Origin of the sequence: Sphingopyxis sp. LC363 (assembly GCF_000756385.1) — a bacterium.
Lineage (GTDB): Bacteria > Pseudomonadota > Alphaproteobacteria > Sphingomonadales > Sphingomonadaceae > Sphingopyxis.
In genome coordinates, this window is the sequence record NZ_JNFC01000001.1 from 120734 (window position 1) to 138837 (window position 18104).

Annotated in this window: 17 protein-coding genes; 5 read left to right on the forward strand and 12 right to left on the reverse strand. The window is 61.2% G+C overall.

Going from position 1 to position 18104, the window contains the following annotated elements; genetic code table 11:
- The first annotated feature begins 235 nt into the window (after window positions 1-235).
- Window positions 236-3178, forward strand: a complete 2943-nt coding sequence (locus tag FG95_RS00535; protein WP_037553220.1) for a class I SAM-dependent DNA methyltransferase — start codon at window positions 236-238, stop codon at window positions 3176-3178.
- A gap of 96 nt (window positions 3179-3274) precedes the next feature.
- Here the strand turns inward: FG95_RS00535 and FG95_RS00540 are convergent, their stop codons facing one another.
- Both FG95_RS00540 and FG95_RS00545 read right to left on the reverse strand, forming a co-directional pair.
- A complete protein-coding gene (locus FG95_RS00540; protein WP_037553221.1) occupies window positions 3275-4171 on the reverse strand; it encodes a nucleotidyl transferase AbiEii/AbiGii toxin family protein in 897 nt (298 codons plus the stop codon).
- Window positions 4164-5084: a hypothetical protein gene (locus FG95_RS00545; protein ID WP_037553223.1), complete on the reverse strand. Its 921-nt coding sequence runs from the start codon at window positions 5082-5084 to the stop codon at window positions 4164-4166. Before FG95_RS00545 ends, FG95_RS00540 begins: the two co-directional genes overlap by 8 nt.
- A gap of 340 nt (window positions 5085-5424) precedes the next feature.
- On the opposite strand from FG95_RS00545, the gene FG95_RS00550 reads away from it, so the two are divergent.
- The 4 genes from FG95_RS00550 (at window position 5425) to FG95_RS00565 (ending at window position 7738) form a co-directional block, all read left to right on the forward strand.
- Window positions 5425-5715: an HU family DNA-binding protein gene (locus FG95_RS00550; RefSeq protein WP_327195715.1), complete on the forward strand. Its 291-nt coding sequence runs from the start codon at window positions 5425-5427 to the stop codon at window positions 5713-5715.
- Between the two features lie 227 nt (window positions 5716-5942).
- Window positions 5943-6308, forward strand: coding sequence for a hypothetical protein (locus FG95_RS00555; RefSeq protein WP_037553226.1), 366 nt, complete (start codon window positions 5943-5945; stop codon window positions 6306-6308).
- 27 nt (window positions 6309-6335) lie between these two features.
- The gene (locus tag FG95_RS00560) at window positions 6336-6635 is read left to right on the forward strand and encodes a hypothetical protein (protein ID WP_037553229.1); all 300 of its coding nucleotides are present in this window, start codon (window positions 6336-6338) and stop codon (window positions 6633-6635) included.
- 2 nt (window positions 6636-6637) lie between these two features.
- Window positions 6638-7738, forward strand: coding sequence for an ImmA/IrrE family metallo-endopeptidase (locus tag FG95_RS00565; RefSeq protein WP_037553231.1), 1101 nt, complete (start codon window positions 6638-6640; stop codon window positions 7736-7738).
- Here FG95_RS00565 and FG95_RS00570 read toward each other — a convergent pair.
- The 10 genes from FG95_RS00570 to FG95_RS00610 form a co-directional block, all read right to left on the reverse strand.
- Window positions 7728-8651, reverse strand: a complete 924-nt coding sequence (locus FG95_RS00570; RefSeq protein ID WP_037553232.1) for an alpha-glutamyl/putrescinyl thymine pyrophosphorylase clade 3 protein — start codon at window positions 8649-8651, stop codon at window positions 7728-7730. The two genes, FG95_RS00565 and FG95_RS00570, sit on opposite strands and share 11 nt — an antisense overlap.
- On the reverse strand, window positions 8648-9622 hold the full coding sequence (locus FG95_RS00575) for a thymidylate synthase (protein WP_037553384.1): 975 nt from the start codon (window positions 9620-9622) through the stop codon (window positions 8648-8650). Before FG95_RS00575 ends, FG95_RS00570 begins: the two co-directional genes overlap by 4 nt.
- 244 nt (window positions 9623-9866) lie before the next feature.
- Window positions 9867-10376 (reverse strand): RNA polymerase sigma factor, encoded by a 510-nt coding sequence (locus FG95_RS20040; RefSeq protein ID WP_081932946.1) that lies wholly within the window; start codon window positions 10374-10376, stop codon window positions 9867-9869.
- Window positions 10373-10864 (reverse strand): hypothetical protein, encoded by a 492-nt coding sequence (locus FG95_RS00580; RefSeq protein WP_235211411.1) that lies wholly within the window; start codon window positions 10862-10864, stop codon window positions 10373-10375. Before FG95_RS00580 ends, FG95_RS20040 begins: the two co-directional genes overlap by 4 nt.
- 219 nt (window positions 10865-11083) lie before the next feature.
- Complete coding sequence (locus tag FG95_RS00585; RefSeq protein ID WP_037553233.1) at window positions 11084-12004, reverse strand: HEPN domain-containing protein; 921 nt, start codon at window positions 12002-12004, stop codon at window positions 11084-11086.
- A 40-nt stretch (window positions 12005-12044) separates the two neighbouring features.
- Window positions 12045-14855, reverse strand: a complete 2811-nt coding sequence (gene mobF / locus FG95_RS00590) for a MobF family relaxase (protein ID WP_037553234.1) — start codon at window positions 14853-14855, stop codon at window positions 12045-12047.
- Complete coding sequence (locus FG95_RS00595; protein WP_037553236.1) at window positions 14855-16741, reverse strand: type IV secretion system DNA-binding domain-containing protein; 1887 nt, start codon at window positions 16739-16741, stop codon at window positions 14855-14857. Before FG95_RS00595 ends, mobF begins: the two co-directional genes overlap by 1 nt.
- Window positions 16738-17106, reverse strand: a complete 369-nt coding sequence (locus FG95_RS00600; RefSeq protein ID WP_037553238.1) for a hypothetical protein — start codon at window positions 17104-17106, stop codon at window positions 16738-16740. Before FG95_RS00600 ends, FG95_RS00595 begins: the two co-directional genes overlap by 4 nt.
- Before the next feature lie 207 nt (window positions 17107-17313).
- Entirely contained in the window at window positions 17314-17784 is a 471-nt protein-coding gene (locus tag FG95_RS00605) for a hypothetical protein (protein WP_152567540.1), read from the reverse strand.
- A gap of 119 nt (window positions 17785-17903) precedes the next feature.
- Window positions 17904-18077, reverse strand: a complete 174-nt coding sequence (locus FG95_RS00610; RefSeq protein WP_037553387.1) for a helix-turn-helix domain-containing protein — start codon at window positions 18075-18077, stop codon at window positions 17904-17906.
- Window positions 18078-18104 lie beyond the last annotated feature (27 nt).

Genomic DNA, 18104 nt, shown 5'->3' on the forward strand with positions numbered 1-18104 from the left:
CATTTTCAACCGCGCACCGTATCGGGGGCGTCGCGGGGGCGGCCAGCCTCTGCGGAAGGGGTACGGACGGACTACAGGCCGGCCGTCAGGGGAAGGCTTTCCCCTTTCAAAAATCCAAACCGCCGATCCCACGGTGCCAAAATTTCGTGGCAACCACCATGGAACGTCGGAGTCCCAACGGCGCGGGCAGACAAAACTGGTAGCCAGTCCGCGATCAGCCGATTAGCAACGCGGCATGACACCGCACGAATTTATCGCGAAATGGCGCAATAACGAACTGAAAGAACGGTCGGCGTCACAAAGCCATTTCAACGATTTATGCGCGTTGTTGGGCGTCGTTGATCCGATTACGGCCGATCCTGCGGGCGAATGGTTCACCTTCGAAAAGGGCGCGTCGAAGACGAGCGGGGGCGAAGGATGGGCCGACGTCTGGCGCAAGGCCTGCTTCGCCTGGGAGTACAAGGGTCCTAAAAAGGATCTGAAAAAAGCGTTCGACCAGTTGCTGCAATATAGCGTCGCGCTGGAAAACCCGCCGCTGCTGATCGTCAGTGATATGAACCGCATCCGCATACACACAAACTGGACCAACACGGTCCAGGAGGTCCACGATTTCGAGCTGGACGATCTGATCGACGGCGACGTGCGTGAGCGGTTGAAGCGCGCCTTTACCGACCCTGAGCATTTCAAACCCAGCAAGACGCGGCAAGCGCTGACTGAGGAAACGGCCAAGGAATTTGCAGGGCTGGCGCAGCGGCTGCGCGACCGAGGACATGACGCCGGGCAGGTGGCGCATTTCGTCAACCAGCTGGTATTCTGCATGTTCGCGGAGGATGTCGGCCTGCTGCCCGACAACCTGTTCACGAAGATGCTGGATCTGTGTCGCAGCGATCCGGCGAGCTTCGCAGAACATGCCGGAATGCTGTTCGGCGCGATGGCGAAGCAAGGCGGAAAGGTTGGCTTCACGCGGATCGACTGGTTCAACGGCGGATTGTTCGCTGACGACTACGCGCTGCCGGTGACGCGCGACGACGTCGAGGATTTGTACAAGGCGGCGCAGCGCGACTGGTCGCAGATCGACCCGTCGATCTTGGGCACCTTGTTCGAGCGTGGACTGGACCCGGCCAAACGCAGTCAGTTGGGCGCACATTATACCGACCGGGACAAGATCATGATGATCGTTCACCCGGTAATCATCGAGCCGCTGGAGGCCGAGTGGGCCGCATCGCTGGCGAAGATGGCGGCTCTGATCGACGGGGCGCCCAAGCGGACGAAGGAACGGTTGTTAACCCCGGCAGAAAAGCGCCGGGCCGATAAACTGATGAGTGAAGCCGCAGCACTTCATCAGGCATTTATCGAGCGGCTGGTGAATTTCCGCGTTCTCGACCCGGCGTGCGGATCGGGCAATTTCTTATATGTCGCGCTGCGCGCACTGAAAGATATCGAGCATCGCGCCAATCTGGATGCCGAAGCGCTGGGGCTTTCGCGCGGGTTCCCGCGGGTCGGGCCCGAATGCGTACTAGGGATCGAGTTAAACCCCTATGCCGCTGAACTCGCACGGGTGTCAGTCTGGATCGGCGAAATCCAGTGGATGCGGCGTAACGGCTTCGATGCGGCGAAGAATCCAATTCTGCGCAACCTCGATACGATCGAATGCCGCGACGCTGTGTTGAATGACGATGGCACGCGGGCAGAGTGGCCGGTGGCAGATGCCATCATTGGTAACCCGCCATTCCTCGGATCAAAATATCTGAGGAAGGGACGACCAGCCACCAAGAGCAAGCCTGCCCTAGAGGGCCTCGGAGATGCCTATGTTGATGCGCTGTTCGCAGCATATAAGGGAGAGGTTCCCGCCTCAGCTGACTTGGTTAGCTATTGGTTCTCTAAGACGTGCGCAGCGATAAAAGGAGTCCGCCTCCATTCGTTCGGTATGATTGCCACCAAGTCGGTCGGGAAGGGCGCTAGCAATCGCCCTTTGGCGGCCATCCAGGAGAAGACGGATTTCCATATCTTTCACGCGTGGCGGAATGAACCCTGGGTGGTCGATGGAGCGGATGTACGGGTAGCAATAGTATGTGCTGGTTTAGACCCTACGTCCTTTCTGTTGGACGGGGTCAACGTCTCAAAGATCAACGCTGACCTAACGACGGGGATAGATCTTAGCAAAGCCCTGCCGCTTCATTCAAATCGCGGGAAAGCGTTTCAGGGCGTCAAGCTCAATGGTCCATTCGAAATAGCGCATCCGGAGGCGCGAAGTATGCTTCGCGCGCCCTTAAACCCCAACAACTTGCCAAATGACCGCGTAGTGAAGCGTTTTTGCGGCAACGATGATGTGACGATGCGTGATGCTGATTGCTGGGTAATCGACTTTACCGATTACCCCCACTTAGATGATGCCTCACTTTTCGAGCGACCTTTCGCTATCGTGCGCGAGCGCGTAACAGCGCATCGGTCTCAATTGGCGGTCGGAAAAGCTACTGAGGCGGATCGCCTCAGTAGCTACTGGCTAATGCAACGGCCGCGAACAAAATTGCGCGCGGCGGTTGGCGACCTCCGTCGGGTGATCGCGGTTCCGGAAACGAGTGAGCATTTGTTATTTAGATTTCTGCCGGCAAATTCCGTTTTCAGCGGAAGTCTCTTCGTTATTGCGATCGACGATATGACAACCTTCGGCATCCTTAGCAGTACATTCCACTCCGTATGGGCTAAGTCTCAGGGAAATCAGCTAGGCGTGGGAAATCAGGGTCGATATAATGCGACGCGAACATTCCAAACCTTCCCATTTCCTGAAGGACTGACCCCCGACATCGCCACCGCCAATTGTGCCACCGATCCGCACGCGATCGCGATTGCCGCCGCAGCGGCGCGGCTGAACGAATTGCGCGAGAACTGGCTGAATCCAGCAGACCTGGTGGTGCGGGAGTCCGAGGTGGTGGCGGGATGTCCCGACCGCATATTGCCGAAGGACGAGGTGGCGGCGAGGGAGCTGGCGAAGCGAACGCTGACCAATTTGTACAATGCGCGCCCGGCGTGGCTAGACAATGCTCATCGCACTTTAGACGCCGCGGTCGCCGATGCCTATGGCTGGAGCGACGACTGGCGCGCGGGAATGCTGTCCGATGAAGAAATCCTGTCACGGCTATTCGTTTTGAATCAAGCGCGAGCATCGGGACAGGGCTGAAGGACAGAAGAAGCATCCTGTTCGCGAGCATGCGTGCTGGCCCAATTCTCAGGTCTTGAGCTAGGTCTGAGCGCACAAGCGGGAGCTGGCGCTCGCTTAGTCGACGCTCCATGGCAAGGACCGGTAAAATCCATCGACGGAAGCAAAGCATTCATCAAAATCGGGCAATTCGCCGATTTCGATCGCGAGCGTATCCCATTCCTTGCGCGCGCGTTCCTTGATTTCGGCCCTCGAAAGTGCCTCCGAATCGGGTTCGATCGCCCGCGCCTTGCTCTTCTCGCAGAGCGTGTCCAGCAAGGTCTGCTTCTCCTCATCGTCGAGCGTGAAACAGGCCAGCAGCGAAGCGATGTCATATATGTCCTGCCGGCGATTACGATTGCGGATCTCTTGCTGAAGGAGCGCGCGCAGCTTTTCTGCTATGAGATCGATGAGCGAATAGGCGCGAAAGGTTTCGCCACTCTCGCCAAGCCTTATGAGCTGGATCGCGTTTACCGGTTCGCGAAAACTGATATCGACGTCGAGGATCGTCGGCGAGCGCCCGGCGCGGAACTTCGCCTCCTGCGGAGCGCCGCGCCGCGCGTAACCGATCCGCAGGCTAAGCGCAGGTCCCCGCGCTTTCTCGAACATCTGTTCCGACGGCATGAAGCGCGAGCTTTGCACCGCGCACAGGATGTCAGGATAGCCGAGGCGCGCCGCGGCGCGAGGGAGAGCTTCGCTCAGCGCGGCCTTGAGCGCGTCCACGGTTTCGCTCGTCGGATCGCTGATCGCGGTGAGATCGACATCGCCCGTCTGGCGGGGGCTCTCATAGACGACCCCCATCAGGATGCCGCCCTTGAGGAATATCTCATGCGCGAAGGGCGTCGTCATTCCGAGCGCAGCGAGGAATATCTCGGTGACCTGCCGCTCGAGATAGGCTTCGGGATCAGCTTTCGCCTTTTCGATCCATTGGTCGATGTCGACGGTACAGCTTTCGATTTCGACCGGATCAGACATTGAGTGACAGCATCCACTTCTCTGAAAACTCGCTGGCGAAGGGTTCGCCGGCGACGAGCACGCGGCTCGACCCGCGCTGCGCAAGCGCCAACCACGCCGCGATGCGGGAATCGGTTACGCCCAAACGTTCGTCGAGGATATAACCGGCGCGGACCTTGAGGATCGGCTTAGTTGCTCCGTCGATCGTTGTCAGGACATCGTCCAGATAGGTGCGGACATGCTCCGACCAGATCTCCAATATATGCGCCATACCTCCGCAGCGCGCAGGCTCATCCAACATATCGAGGAAGGTCTGGCCGATCGTCGCGATGCGCGCGAGGCTGCCCTTGATCGCAACATGCTCGCCCACATGCTTGGTCGAGAGAATTTCGAGGCGGCGGCCGCGAACGCTCGCCGGATGGCGCACCGCCGTAGGCCGCTCGGCCGGACCGCTGAGCCCGTCGAGGTCATTGTCGAGCCGGATATTGCCGCTTGGAGTCTCGGCCTTGACGAGCTGCCGCTTCAGCGCAGCCGTGGGCTCGGTCAGGAACAGCGCTTCGGGACGGCGATTGGTGAGGCCGTAGCGCTGCATCGCCGACATATGCGAAATATAGCAATAGGGATCGACAGAGCAGGCGATATCCTCGGCGGCGGCATCGGACTTGCTCATCACGCGGTAGAGCGGATGATAGTCATTGTCGCTGCGGATGATCCCCTCGGCCACAAGCAACGCGCGCGTACGGCGGAAAATATCGTGGTTCGGCTTGTCGCCGCGAAGATAACGTGCGTCGCCATCCTTATAAATGCGTGTCAGGATAGCGAAAATCTCGTAGTTTGAGAGGACCGGCTTGTCCTGAGCGTCCAAACGACGCGCCAGCGATTCGGCAAGATTGGTCATCCGCTTGCGCAGCTGAAAGGGCCGGGCCGCTTCCATTTTACCTCCTACCATATACCCTATGTCCTTAGGACATAGGGTATATGGTAGGACATAAAAAGTCAAGCCTCTCCGCCGGGATTGACTTTCATACAGTGCCGTTTATCCTATGTCCTTAGGACATAGGATAAACGGCACTGCTCCAAACTTTACCCATAGTGACGCGGAAGATCGGCGAAATGCCCCATTGAAACCCATCGCGCCCACCTCTCTAGCCAAATTCGCAGCCGGCTTTGACTGGTTCCTGATATGCCTGCTGGCGCGGTGCAATTTTCTAAAGGTAAGTGCCATTTCCTGAGTGACTGGAATGCTTGGTGCGGCTAGGCGGCCGTGAAATCTGATTCAGGAGGACCTAATGAACAACTCTGATCTCGCCGAGGCAATCGCGACCGAGCATGGCGTTTCGAAGGCTGATGCTCGCAAGCTCGTCGATGGTGTTTTCGCCGCTATTGCAGATGCCGCCGCCAACGGCGAAGAAATCTCGCTGAATGGGTTCGGCAAATTCAAGGTAAAGGCGAGCCCGGCGCGTGAGGGACGCAATCCTTCCACCGGTGCGACGATCCAGATCGCCGCTTCGAAGAAACTTACCTTCGCGGCCGCGAAGGCCGTCAAGGACAAGCTCAACGGCTGACTGCGAGAATCGCACTGATTATCAGTCCGCTCTTCCTCCACGGCGGCGGTGTTCCGTCGCGGATTTTGTGAGGCCGATTTCTGTATGTTGGGCCTCGCTAATAATACAGCCTACAACTTGTTGTGGACTCGGTGTGCCAGATATGATTCACCGGCGAAGCGGGTTTAGGGGAGGACGCTGTGGGGGGATCTGCGGCCGTTGCGGCAATGGAATATCGAGGACCGGACGTGGCATTTGAGCAGAGCTACCAGGAACGCGTTGCGGACTGGCTGCATGAATGCTTCGGCTCCGAGGTCGCGTCGTCGAAGCTCGAACGGACCCACCGTTTTCTCGAAGAAGCTCTCGAACTGGCGCAGGCGGGCGGGTGCTCGCGCGCTGACGCGCTTGCCCTTGTCGATTATGTCTATTCGCGGCCAGTCGGCGACGTCAGCGCCGAGACGGGCGGCGTCCTCGTCACGCTTGCAGGAATGGCCGAGGCGTACGAGATCGAAATGGCCGCTGCCGGCGAGACCGAACTGGCCCGCAATCAGGCCCGCACTTCTGAGATTCGCGAAAAGCGCGCGCGCAAGCTCCGCAATTCGCCGTTGCCGTAACGGGCGTGACGGCGCGAGGATTAGACGGTGCTGGTTGTTTCGTACCAAAGCCGCGAGCTAGCAGACCGATGCACCAAGCTGGAGGCTGCGCAGCAATGGCTTGGCGCCACCGAAGCGCAGGCGCTGATCGACTTGATCGCCGATCTCGAGGCGTTCTCCAATGCGGACGAAGCGATAAATTTCTGGGCAGCCACTATAGATGGCGGGGCGTTAGTTATGATAGATTTTAGCCGAAAGCATCGTGCCGTCCTGCGTCCGCTTGGCAACGCGCCATTTGATTGGACCCAAGTTCGACGCTTGATGCTTGTCGAAATTGTGGAGTTGTGACGATGGACACGGCCACATCTCAATCTGATTGGTTTTCGCGCCCGGGCGACAGTCTTTTGGCGGCCATGCAGCGCAAGAAAGTCGCGCCTTCGGCCGTGGCAGGGAGGCTTTCGGGAGGCATGGAGCAGCTTCGCGCCTTGCTTGCTGGCACAGCAGAAATTGATGAGCCCGCTGCCGCTGTAATCGGCGATCTAGTTGGCGGCTCGGTCCATTTCTGGCTGATGCGTCAGAAAAATTATAACCGCGATCTCGAACGGGCGATCGCAGCAGTTCCCGAGGCCGAAGCGAAGGTGTGGCTTGCATCGATCCCGGCCCCCGGACCGGCTGCTCGTGGAAAGCTCGACGAGGCTAAACTCCATGCGGAGCTCCGCAGGCGCCTCGCCTTTTTTGGCGTTGGAACTCTTGGCGCTTGGCAGTGCAAATACGGCCGTGACCGCGACACGACGCGGTTTCGCAAATCGACGAAGCTATCTTCCGATGATGGCGCGATTTCGCTTTGGTTAAGGCAGGGTGAGTTGACTGCTGCTCTCGCCGAAACCGCGCCTTGGAATCCGGCCGCTCTTGAAGAGCGGATGGCGGATATCAAGCGCCTCTCGCGGATTAGCCGTCCGGCGCGCTTTTTGCCGCTATTGAAAGCGCTTCTTGCTGAAGCGGGCGTTGCGCTCGTCGTGCAGCGGGCACCGAGCGAGTGCAAGGCCAGCGGCGCGAGCCGCCTTATCACGCCCGAGCGCGCGATGATTCTTTTAAGTTTCCGCTTCCGGTCAGACGAGCAGTTCTGGTTCACCCTCTTCCACGAGATAGGCCATCTTCTGCTTCACGGCGCGCAGCCGTTCGTCGATGAAGAGGGGATGGCGGAAGACGAATGCGAACGCGAGGCCAACGCCTTCGCGGCCGACCTGATAGTGCCGCAACACCGGCAGGCTGAGTTCGACGCGCTCGGAACGCGCTACAAGGACATCACACGTTACGCGGTCGCGGTCGAAGTCGCGCCGGGCCTCGTGCTGGGTCAGTTGAACCACCGGGGTCTTCCGCGCAACCGGCTGACCTTCCTGCGCAGGATATGGTCCTGGGCTGAGATCGACGAAGCGATTGCTAGCCTTTGAAGTGAACGAACAACGCGGGCGATTTTTGCCAATTGCAGAGCGCGTCCTCCATCACTTCCATTCCAACGCCGATGTGTTGGTCGAGCTGATCGAGCCACATTTGGACCGCGGCATCGGACGCGTTTCCGTTGCGATCGTTCTGGAATAGAAGACGGGCGCCGCCGGCAGGCCCCGTCGCGCCCTTGAGGTAAGCCGTGCCCGCCGACGCCGGGACAAGCCCGTAGCGTCCGAGCATTGACACCCAGTCGAAGCGGCCTAAGCGACCGAAGCCGTTCACCGGTAACGCTCGATAGAATTTGTCGAAGATCGCATGTGGATCGTTGCCGGCCTCCAAAACGAGCCCGGCGAAATGCTGCTGGTGCCCCCCGCCCTGCTGAACCCAGGCGACATAGGTCTCAACCGCTGGCCCCATCGCGCGACGAGCGTTCGGCCGCAAGCTCTCATACTTGCGGTGATTGCCGAACTTGCCGCCGATAGCCTGCCAATTTGCGGCAAGCCAAGCAGTGAATTGCTGCGGCGCTGCGCTAACCGTCGCCCAGTCCCAACGTCCGTTCCCCAGCCGCCCATAGACCTGTTTCAGGCGAGTCCAGCCGCTGTCCTCAGGCTTCGCAAAATAGACCATTAGGAATATCAGCCAAGCGGCTTCGTCTAGCTGGCCGGTTTGCAGGAGGTGCACGATACCGAGCTCGGCCTCGAAAGCGGCGTTGTGCGGATTGGCTCGATTGGCTGCGATCGGACCGCGATTCTGAATGACCCGGAAATATTCCTCGCGCCGCAGACTGGCGACGAACTGACGGCTCAGCGTTTCCTTCTCGATATTGGAAATCAGTCCGGCCATCGGCACGGTCTGCGCGGCGGCGGTCAGCCCATTGAAAATCTGAACCCTCTTTTTTTCCCAGCTTGGCCACTTCATGTCTTCTCTTCCGCTTCTCTCGCGAGTTTCGCGATCCGTCGGTCGCGCAGATCATCGATATAGGTGCCGTAGCTACGGTTCCCAAGCTGTGCCGTGATCGCGTCTAGCTTTGACGGATCGGCCGTGAAATGCGCTTGTACGAGCCGCATCAAGTCGGCCCAATAGTCCGGAAGCGTCCCGATGGCCTCTCCAGCCGCTTCGTGACCGGTGCGGATCATTTCTTCAACCCTTAGCACCTCAGGGACGATTAAGAAGGGATCTCCGGCCGGCATTTCCTGCATTTGAGCAAGGCTGTGATGCCCCTCTTTAACATAGTTGGCGGCCCTATTCTCATGCTTGTCGTAGAGGTGGAAACTACCAACCATCTGCAGATACTCCCCGACATCGACGTTGAGGCGACGGGCCATCATTTCTTGGAGCATCGTGAAGCAAAAAACATCATGCGGCAGCCCCAAGTAGGCGTCGTTCGATCGCAGGGACGCCATCAGATGTAGGCGGCCATCACGGATGAAGAATTGCAGGCTGGTGGTACATGGCACTTCATTGTCGGTTTCGAGGTCCCTCGCCGCATAGATCTGAATGACCGCGCGTCGAGTGTTCGGTTTCCTCTCCAGCAGTTTGATGACACCTTCTATCTGATCGAGTCCGTGCCGCGAATAAATCCGCGGGCCGTAGGCACCGTTGATTGCTCCGGTTTCATCGATCTCGTCTTCATACGCCGAAATATAGGCGGTGATGAAGGCGACATCGTCGGATTTCGTTAGATACCAGAGAAACTCGCCGAGAGCGCTGAAGGGCAAACCACGATTGGCTGATCGACTCAACCGAGCGCGCGGATGTGCGATACGCAGGCCAACGCCAATGATCTCCTTATTGGGACCGCGCGTGCCAACGTTCGGCAAGCCCGATGCCTGCAACCGGTTGTAGGCTTCGATGAGTATCTCATCGAGGCTGTCGCCCTGAATATCCACCCCCGTCTCCCTCATCGCAATTTCGCTGGATACGTTGGGCTCCTGCGGCTTGCCCGCAAGACTTTATGCCAAATCGGGGCAAATTATACGGCATTTCTCGATGCCCTGGCCAATGCGCGGGCCATCTCTTGCTATGAGGCGCGTGGCTGCCGGCAATCACGCAGATGCCGTTGTCCGCTGTTAGTTCACATCGGGATGGTCGTAATGGCCGAAATCGAGCGCAAAGCCATCAAATGCCGATAGATTATTCCAGTCTTGCAGCAGCACGCCGACACCGAGCCAAGGCCCGCATCATATGGTATTCAACGCCTTTGTCACCGACGCCGAGCTGGTCCGCAATTGCACGATACGACATGCCTTTGAGTCGATGCATCAAGAATATCCGCCGCGTTCGCCTCGGCAGAGCTAGTAGCGCTCGTCGATAGGCTGCTCGAAGCTCTTGCCCCTCGATCTTCCATTCCTGTTCCGGTGAGAGTGGCGCATCGCGCGCCTCGTCCAGCGGGTAAAGCATGCACCCCTTTCGGTACCATGTCCGCGCCCGGTTGATCACCAGATTGCGAGCCGTCCTCGTCAAATAGCCATTGGGATTTTCGAGACTTTCGAACACCCCGCTTCGCAGCACACAGGTAAATGCCTCCTGCACGAGGTCCAGAGCTTCATCACGCCCAACTTTCCTCCGGAAGAAATGGAACATCCGATCATGCTGCGCCCTGTAGAATGCTTCGAACGTGGGGTAGGGTCCCGCGGCGGTCATGGCCGGTCTCCCTCGCGCTCGCGGGTGGGCAGCGGCGCATCGCGCGACGCACGATAGAGGGTGATCCCGCCCTCGATCCGATCGAGAATGAAGGTGTCGCGCTCGGCCTTTGCGGCGCGGATGTCGGACTTCGAGTAAATCCCGACATCGACGGCACAGCGATTGCCAAGCTCGCGGTCAATGGTCGCACGCGCGCGGCGCCAACAACGCTCGTCGGCAAAGAGCGGATGATTGACGAAGACCCAGAATTCATAATCGGAAAATTCGATCGTCCGGCTGTCTTCGTACCAGGATCGCCGCGCATAGGGACCGATCAGGATGACGCGCTTGATGCGTCCGGGCTCGGGCGCCTGAACCTGCGAGGAGTCGAACAGGCCGCGCAGGATGCGGGTGATCCGTTCGATTTCGCGCTGTTTGCGACGGATGAGATGGCCGACGCGCGCCATCACGACTTCGCGCGCGTAAACGTCGGTTGTTGGGGGTGTCATTTGCAACTCGCACCGCGGCGGTCCGCGCGATTGCGCGCGGATGGGCAAGCGGTGTTCGCTGTGATGCCGCCGGAGCGGCGATCAGCAACCGTCCGACACGCGGCCGGACCTACATGATGCCTGGCAGGATAATCCCCGAAATGGCCGCCAGTCGTTCCATTCCGTGAGACGGATTATGTCAGAATCCGGGAGTCCCGGCAAGCCGTCCGGGGCCATCGCCTACCGGTGTGCCGCCGCCTCAAGCTCGGCGATCTTGTCCGAGCAGACCTGATGGACCACGCGACCGAGTTCCTCCACGCGCTCGCCGAGCCAGGTGAGTTCCTCTTCGCTTATCCGGTAATGTTTTGAGTACCTTGCCTTCGTGTAAGCTTCTTTCAGCTTCTGGAACATCGACCTCTCGCGATGGGTCCCCTCCGGCCAGATACCAAAAAGGCGACGGTCGAGCCCCTCTGCGAGCGAACGCAGGAAGGCGATGTTGTGGTTGTACGGTGTGTACAATGTCAGGGTGAGCAGCAGTCCTTGGTACAGTCGTTCCGTCGCTTGATGGAGATCAAAGGCAGCGTATTTAAGCTGATTGTCACCGACGCTCTTTCGCGCGCGTTCGAGAGAATATTGAGCCGCCGGCATGTACTCGTCGAAATAATCTTTTGCCGCGGCCAACGCTTGGCTCGGTGTTTTCGGCTTCGGGTTGGCCAACTCGCTATCGTCAGCTTCGTAAAGCGCAATGCCGTCCTTCGCGACCTCCATGAAGAAGACGCGGCCATGCGAGAGCCCGTCATTCACCTCGTGCAAGCTGTGCACGATGAAATTGACCGGCGTGTGGAGCGTCTTCTCAATCGTATAGGCGCGAATGAGACGCTCCTCGGCCTTCGCCCAATAGGCGGCGCGGTCGGTCATCTCCTTCTGACTGACGATGACGAGGATGTCGTAGTCAGATTTATACTGGTTCGCCGACAGCGGCGCATCGACCCAGTCGCCTCGCGCGTGACTGCCGAACAGGATGATCTTGAGGATACGCGCACCTTTGCGCGGTCCCGTCGCGTTCTCGGTCGCGCCCCGAAACTCCTCGAAGATCGTCTCGACGATCCGTTCGAGTTCGCGCTGCTTGGCGGCGGGAAGATGGGTGAGATCGTTACGCATGTGGCGGAATCTTCGGGAAGATCGCATGCTTTGGCAAGAGCTAAAGCCCCATGCCGGGCAGCGAGGTCGCGGCCTGCGAAACCGCCGCGCTGATCGCCTTGTCGGCAGCGGGCGCGGCGATGGTGGCTTGCGCCATGGCCGCGGCCGCGGCGGGTGCCTGTGACAGCGCGGTCTGGACGACCCCGGCGCGTTCATTGATCGCCGACGTCAGTTTCGTGCGATCGTCGGTGACGATCGTCGCCGACTCCTTCGCGCGCGAGATGCCGACATAGAAGCTCTTCTGGTCGACCAAATTGGTCGCCTTGCTGTCGGCGTGGATAATGACATGATCGGCGGTGCGCCCCTGCGCGGCGAAGGCGGTTTCAACATAGGCATGGGCGATATGCCGGTCGCGCGCGGCATCGAGGTGGAGCGTCTGTGCCTGACCGCGCGCGCCAAGCACCGTCGCGGTCCGTGCCTGCTCGTCGATTGCGGTGATTTCGCCGCGCGCGCCGTTGATCCGCCCGGTATCGCGATCGTTACGGGTAAAGCGGATGCTGTCGCCGGTCCTGAGGTCCATATTCTGCGGCGCGAATAGCTGCACCTTGCTGGCGCCCCATTGGCGGAGCCGCCAGTCGACCTCACGCCCGTCCTCGGACCTCAGCGCAATCGCAGCCTTCGCCGGATCGACCGCCTCGACCCGATAGGCTTCGCCACGCGCGACACCCTTGTCAGCATAATCGCGGGTAAAGCGAACGACATCGCCACGGTCATAGCTTAGCGGGTCGCGCGCCTCGGCGCGCGTGAGACTCTTGTTGGCGAGGCTTTCGACGGCGACGGCGGGACCGGAAAGCGCTCCCGACTTGGTCAGCGCCGCCCTTATGTCCGCCGTCAACGCGTCGCGGCCCTCACGCGATGGTTCGATGACCAGAGTTCGCGCCCGCGCCGCCTTGTCGAGCCCGGCATAGCGCTCGGCGATGGCGGCGAAGCGGCCAGTGCGATCGGCGTGTTCGACGATCTGGCCACCGCCACGATCGAGCGCTGCGAGCGCTTTCTTCGCATCGCCCTCGATCGACGCGAGCACCGCCTCCTTCGTGGCCGCGTTGCTCTGCCGGACGATTTCGCCCAGCGTGGCGGTTTCCATACCGGCGCCCTGAAGCTGAGCGAACGCCGCGCCGGCCTCAACCGATCCGAGCTGCTTCACATCACCCACCAGGATGACGCGGGCATCATGCTGCTCGGCCAAATCGAACAGCCGCGCGGTATCGCGCGCCGACAAGAGCGAAGCTTCATCGACGATCCACGCGACCGGCTGACCGGGCACAGAACCTTCCGGCGCGAGCAAATGGCGCGCCACAGTATCGCCGCGCGTACCGAGCGCCTCGCCAAGTGTCATCGCCGCCGATGCGGTCGGCGCCAGCGCGACCACCGACACGCCGCGTGCTTCAGCCTCGCGCGCGAAAGTTGCGAGCACTGTCGTCGTCTTGGCGGTGCCAGCATAGCCCTGCACCGCAGTGATCCGATTGCGACTGGTAAGGAGCTGCTCGGTCGCGGTCTTCTGGTCAGGGTTCCAGCCAAAGCCGGACCGCTCCGCCTGCGCCGCCGCACCCGCGACAGCCTTGGCGGCGGCGAGCGGCGAGGCGATCGGCGCGAGCGCGCCGCGCCCTTGCGCTTCGATACGCAGCAACGTCTTCTCGGCGGCGATGTTCTGGCGGGTCGTGAACCCGGCAAACGCGGCGCCCCGCCGATCGACGAACGTGCGGTCAACCAACTCGTCCTCTCTGGTGGCCCGTCCGATCGCATCACCAATCTCGGCATAGCTGACTTTCCCAAGGCCAAACCGCCCCGCTTCCTCGTGCAGAGCCGCGACCGCAAACACCGATTGCCGCTCGCCAAGCTTGTCGGCGGCATGGGCGACGGCGCGGTCGGCGATCGATGGATCGGGAAGACGAACGCCGCTCGCCGCCCTGCCCTCGGCCTCGCGCACCAACGCCAGCCGGGCCTCGGCATCGAACCCAGCCCGGTCGGCGGTCGCGCGCCAGTCGGCGACAAGCGCGCTATGGTCAGTCGCCACCTTCGCCTGCCGCGTGTCGAGCGCGGCAACCTGCTTTTCGGCGGCGCTGGCTTCGTCGCGCGATGTGCCCCGCTCGCCGAGCGCGGCCTCGATCTCGGCGCTACGCGTGCTGAACGCCGCCATCACGTTGGCCGAGACGCCCCTTATCTCGAACATCGAGTCCTTGCCCGGCGAAATCTCATAGCCGAGTTCGCGAACCTTCAACGCCAGCTCCTGCCGGTAGATCGAGCCAATCTGTTTCTGGAGCTGGTAGATCGCGCGCGGTTCAAAGCTGCGCCACGATCCATCTTCGCCCTGCGTCGCATTCATGATCACATTATGTGTGTGAAGCTGCGGGTCCTGCGCCCGGCTCGTCCCATGCTGGAAGCTGGCGACGACGAGATTGCCAGTCGCCTCCCGGGTCACGCTGCCGCCGTGCCGGACGCGGGTCGCGGCCATATGCGCCTCGACATGCGCGAGCGCGGTCTTCACCGCCTCCCCATGCGCCGCGATCAACCGCCGATCGCCGGCAACCTCGGCCATGATCGACACCGACTTGGGCGCACTCAGCGTCACATCCCAGCCGGGGCGATGCTCAAGCTGCCCGTCACGCACCGTGCCGAGTTGCTGGCCCGCGACCTTGCCGTCGAGGAGTTCGCGAAAGGCGTCGCGATCGACGTCACCCGACAGCCCAAGCTCCTCGGCGCCTTTGCCGTGCCATTCGGACGGCGACAGCCCGCCTTCGGCGTAGTAATCGTCGGCCTCATAATAGCTGCTCGCCTGTGCTGAGCTGGTGAGCGCCGATACCGACGCGACCATCAGATCGGCCCACCATCATCTGCGGGCGGGGGTGCCGGCGGCTTCTTCCTTGGTTTTGGCTTCTCCGCCGCTGGCGGCGCAGCGTCCTCGGCTTTCTCCAGCGCAGGCGCTTCTATCGACCGGTGCCAGAGGGTCGTCTCTGGGTTCGCCGCGACGAAGGCAGGCTGGCGCGGCTCGCCGCGTTTCTCGATATGGTCGGCGGTGAGCGCGATGCGCGCGACCGGGAGCCCGTCAGGGAATAGCAAATAACCCTCATAGCGTGCGAGGCGGAGTTCGCTTTCGAACACGGCGGGACGGGTCTTGCGCTGGCGACCGAGCGTCATCCGCGGTTTGTCGTCGCCCTCGCCCAGCGCGCCGGTCATGGTCTGGATCTCGACCTCGCAGGTGCCGATCGTGTCGCTAGCCCAGCGGCGGGATTCGCCGTCGCCCATCTGGAGGAAGAGCTTGGTGTTGCAGCAGCCGAGCATGGATTCGGCAAGGTCATCGCCGTAGCGATGCCGCATCTGCCCGACGCCCTGGAAGGTCAGCACAACCGCTGCCCCGAACTTGCGGCCCTCGGGCAGCAACCGCGTCAGATTATCGACACGCGGCAAGTCGGCAAGCTCGTCGAGCAGGAACCAGACGCGGCGGTCGGATGACGGAGCAAGGCCCAGCATGGCGCTCGCGGCGCATTCGAGCCAGCAGGCGAGCAGAGGCTTGAGCGCCGCAAACTGCTCTTCCTTCCGCGGCACGAAGATCCAGGGCTTGGCGCCCTTCATCTCGTCGAGGCCGGCGATGAAATCGCGGAACGAAAAGGCCTTCTCGCCCTCTTCGGGCATGCGAAGGAACTGGATTAGGTTCGCGGCTTTTGCGAGCATGAAGAGCACGCTGCCGGTGGCCCGGTCGGCGTCGTCGGAGAAGGTGCGCGCCGACGACGTATCCTTGAGCCAGGTCTTGAGCTTGTCCTTGTCCATCTTTTGCAGCGCTTCGAGCAGGTCGGGCAGTGTGCATTTCTTCTCCTTCCAGAGTTCCCGGATCATGTTCGCGACGAGGATGCGGCTGGTTTCCAGCCAGACGTCATCGTCCTGCTTCCCGGTCTCGGTAACGAGCTGCTGCGCGATGCGATCGGCGTCGGCGGGGTGGGCGATCTCGGCGAAGGGCGACCAATAAACGCAGCGGGCGTCGAACGGATTGAGGATGACGTCGCCGCATTCGGGCCGGTAGTAATGGGCGATGAATTCGCCGCTGGTGTCGTAGACCAGCGCCGCCTCGCCGCGCGCGGCGATCCCGTCGAGCATCTGGCGCAGCACCGTCGTTTTGCCGCTGCCCGTTGTGCCGACCATCGCCATGTGCCGGGTTTCGAGGCGGCGGGGAAAGGGGACCGGACCGATCGTCAGCGGATGCGAACCGGCTTCGGCTCGCGCCAGCTTCACAAGCTCCTTCTCGCTCGTCACCCTGGTGCCATCGATCACGCGATCGCGAAGAGCGCGTTCACGTCTGCGCGCGGCGACATCGCGGAGCAGGAACAGGGCGGACAGCCACCCGACAAACCCCAGCATGGCGCCGCGCATGACGAACGACTTGGCGATGCTCGCCCGGCGGACAAAATAGGGATCGGTGGCGACCGTGCGAGCGGGCGTCAGATAGTCCGTCCCCTCATAACGGATGACGATCCCCGGATCGCCACCGCCACTTCCCGCAAACCACGACAGCATCTTGGCGTGATAATGGGTGCCGGTGTCCCGAAGGATGCTCGGGTCGAGCATCAGATAGGGCGCCGCCAAACCGCCGAGCGCGATCGACGCGACCATGATCGCACACTGTCGTTTGAACCGCCGCGTCTGACTGTAGCGAAGATGACGCCGCAGCGCCTCGGCATGGAGCCGGAGATCGTGAGGTTCGCTCATGGCCGTTCCCCCGCTGCCGCGCGTTGCCGATCATAGGCCCGCTGCGTCTCGGCGGTGATGACCTCGTCACTCTTGCCGCCGCCCATCGCGGCGCCGCGCGCATAGCAATAAGCGGCGCAGGCCGTGTGCAGGGTGCGGTCGAGCAGGTGTTCGACGTCGGCCAATCGCGTGCTGATCGACGCCACCTCGGCGACCAGTTCGCGATCGTCTGCGCTGCTGACGGTGGGATTTATTTGCCCGTCGATCCCCGCCTTCACGCAGCGGCGGAGCATCGCGTAAACCGTCTTGCCCTGCCGGTCGGCCAGCGCGCGAAGCGCGGTATCGAGCGCCGCGGGCAGGCGAATAGAATGTTGGACGGTCTTCATCGGACCGCCTCCGCGAGGGTGCGGATCGCACCCTCGGATTTTGGCGGAATAGCGTCACTTCGGCGAACCAATGACGGAGCGCACTCTGATCGCACCCTCAAAAAGCGGCGGAAAAGCTGGATGCACCCGTGCGTGAGGTGTGTATCCAAATTACGGGTCCGATGCGTAGCATCGCGGCCCTGCGACCTTGCATTAAAGACGATCGATTCAGACATGATCAGGACCCTCCGTGACGGGGCGTTTTGCTCCCTTGCGAGCGGCCCAATCGGCGATCATTGTCTTCGCTTCGCGGTCGGCCGTTTGGCGGTCGTAAGGATTTCTTGCCGGTGGAGATTTGCGACGGCCATTGTCCACAAGCCAGGCGAGGATAGCGCGCTCAATAGCGGCCCGCATATGTTCGCGAAGATCGTTCGCCTCGAAGGGATCGAGGGCAATCGTGACGCCGCGGCTGAAGATTTCTCCGCCCAAGGGAAGCGCAAAATCGCCCGCCATTTGAAGCGGACCATCGATGTGACAGTGGCTCCCATCTCCGTCGTAGGTGGCAAGCGGCGGTCGCTCGGCGTAGCGCCAGAAATTGACCGCAGCGCGGTAGGTGTCGCCATCCTCGCCGTGGGCGAGCAACTTTTCGATGATCGGCCACATGTAGATGGCGGTCTGAACATCGGCGTCGATGTGCATGTCGGGCTTGGGCTTCGAAGAAAAGAAACGGGCGAGAGCGTTGCGAAGAACGGACATGTCTTGTCCTCCTGAATCGAGAGGCGATCGAAATGCGCAGGCGGCAATTCGCCGCGTCGGTATCAAGTCTCGGGGCGAGCCTCGGTGAGCCGCGCGATGGATGCCGTCGTGATCAGCGTTCGCGTGCCGATCTTCAGCGCATCGATCTGGCCGGTCTTGATGAGCTTGTAGATTGTGCTCCGGCCCACGCCGAGCGCCTTGGCCGTGCGGTTGATCGAGTATGCGAGTTCATCCATTGTCGCCTCCATTGGAGTGCCGCGATG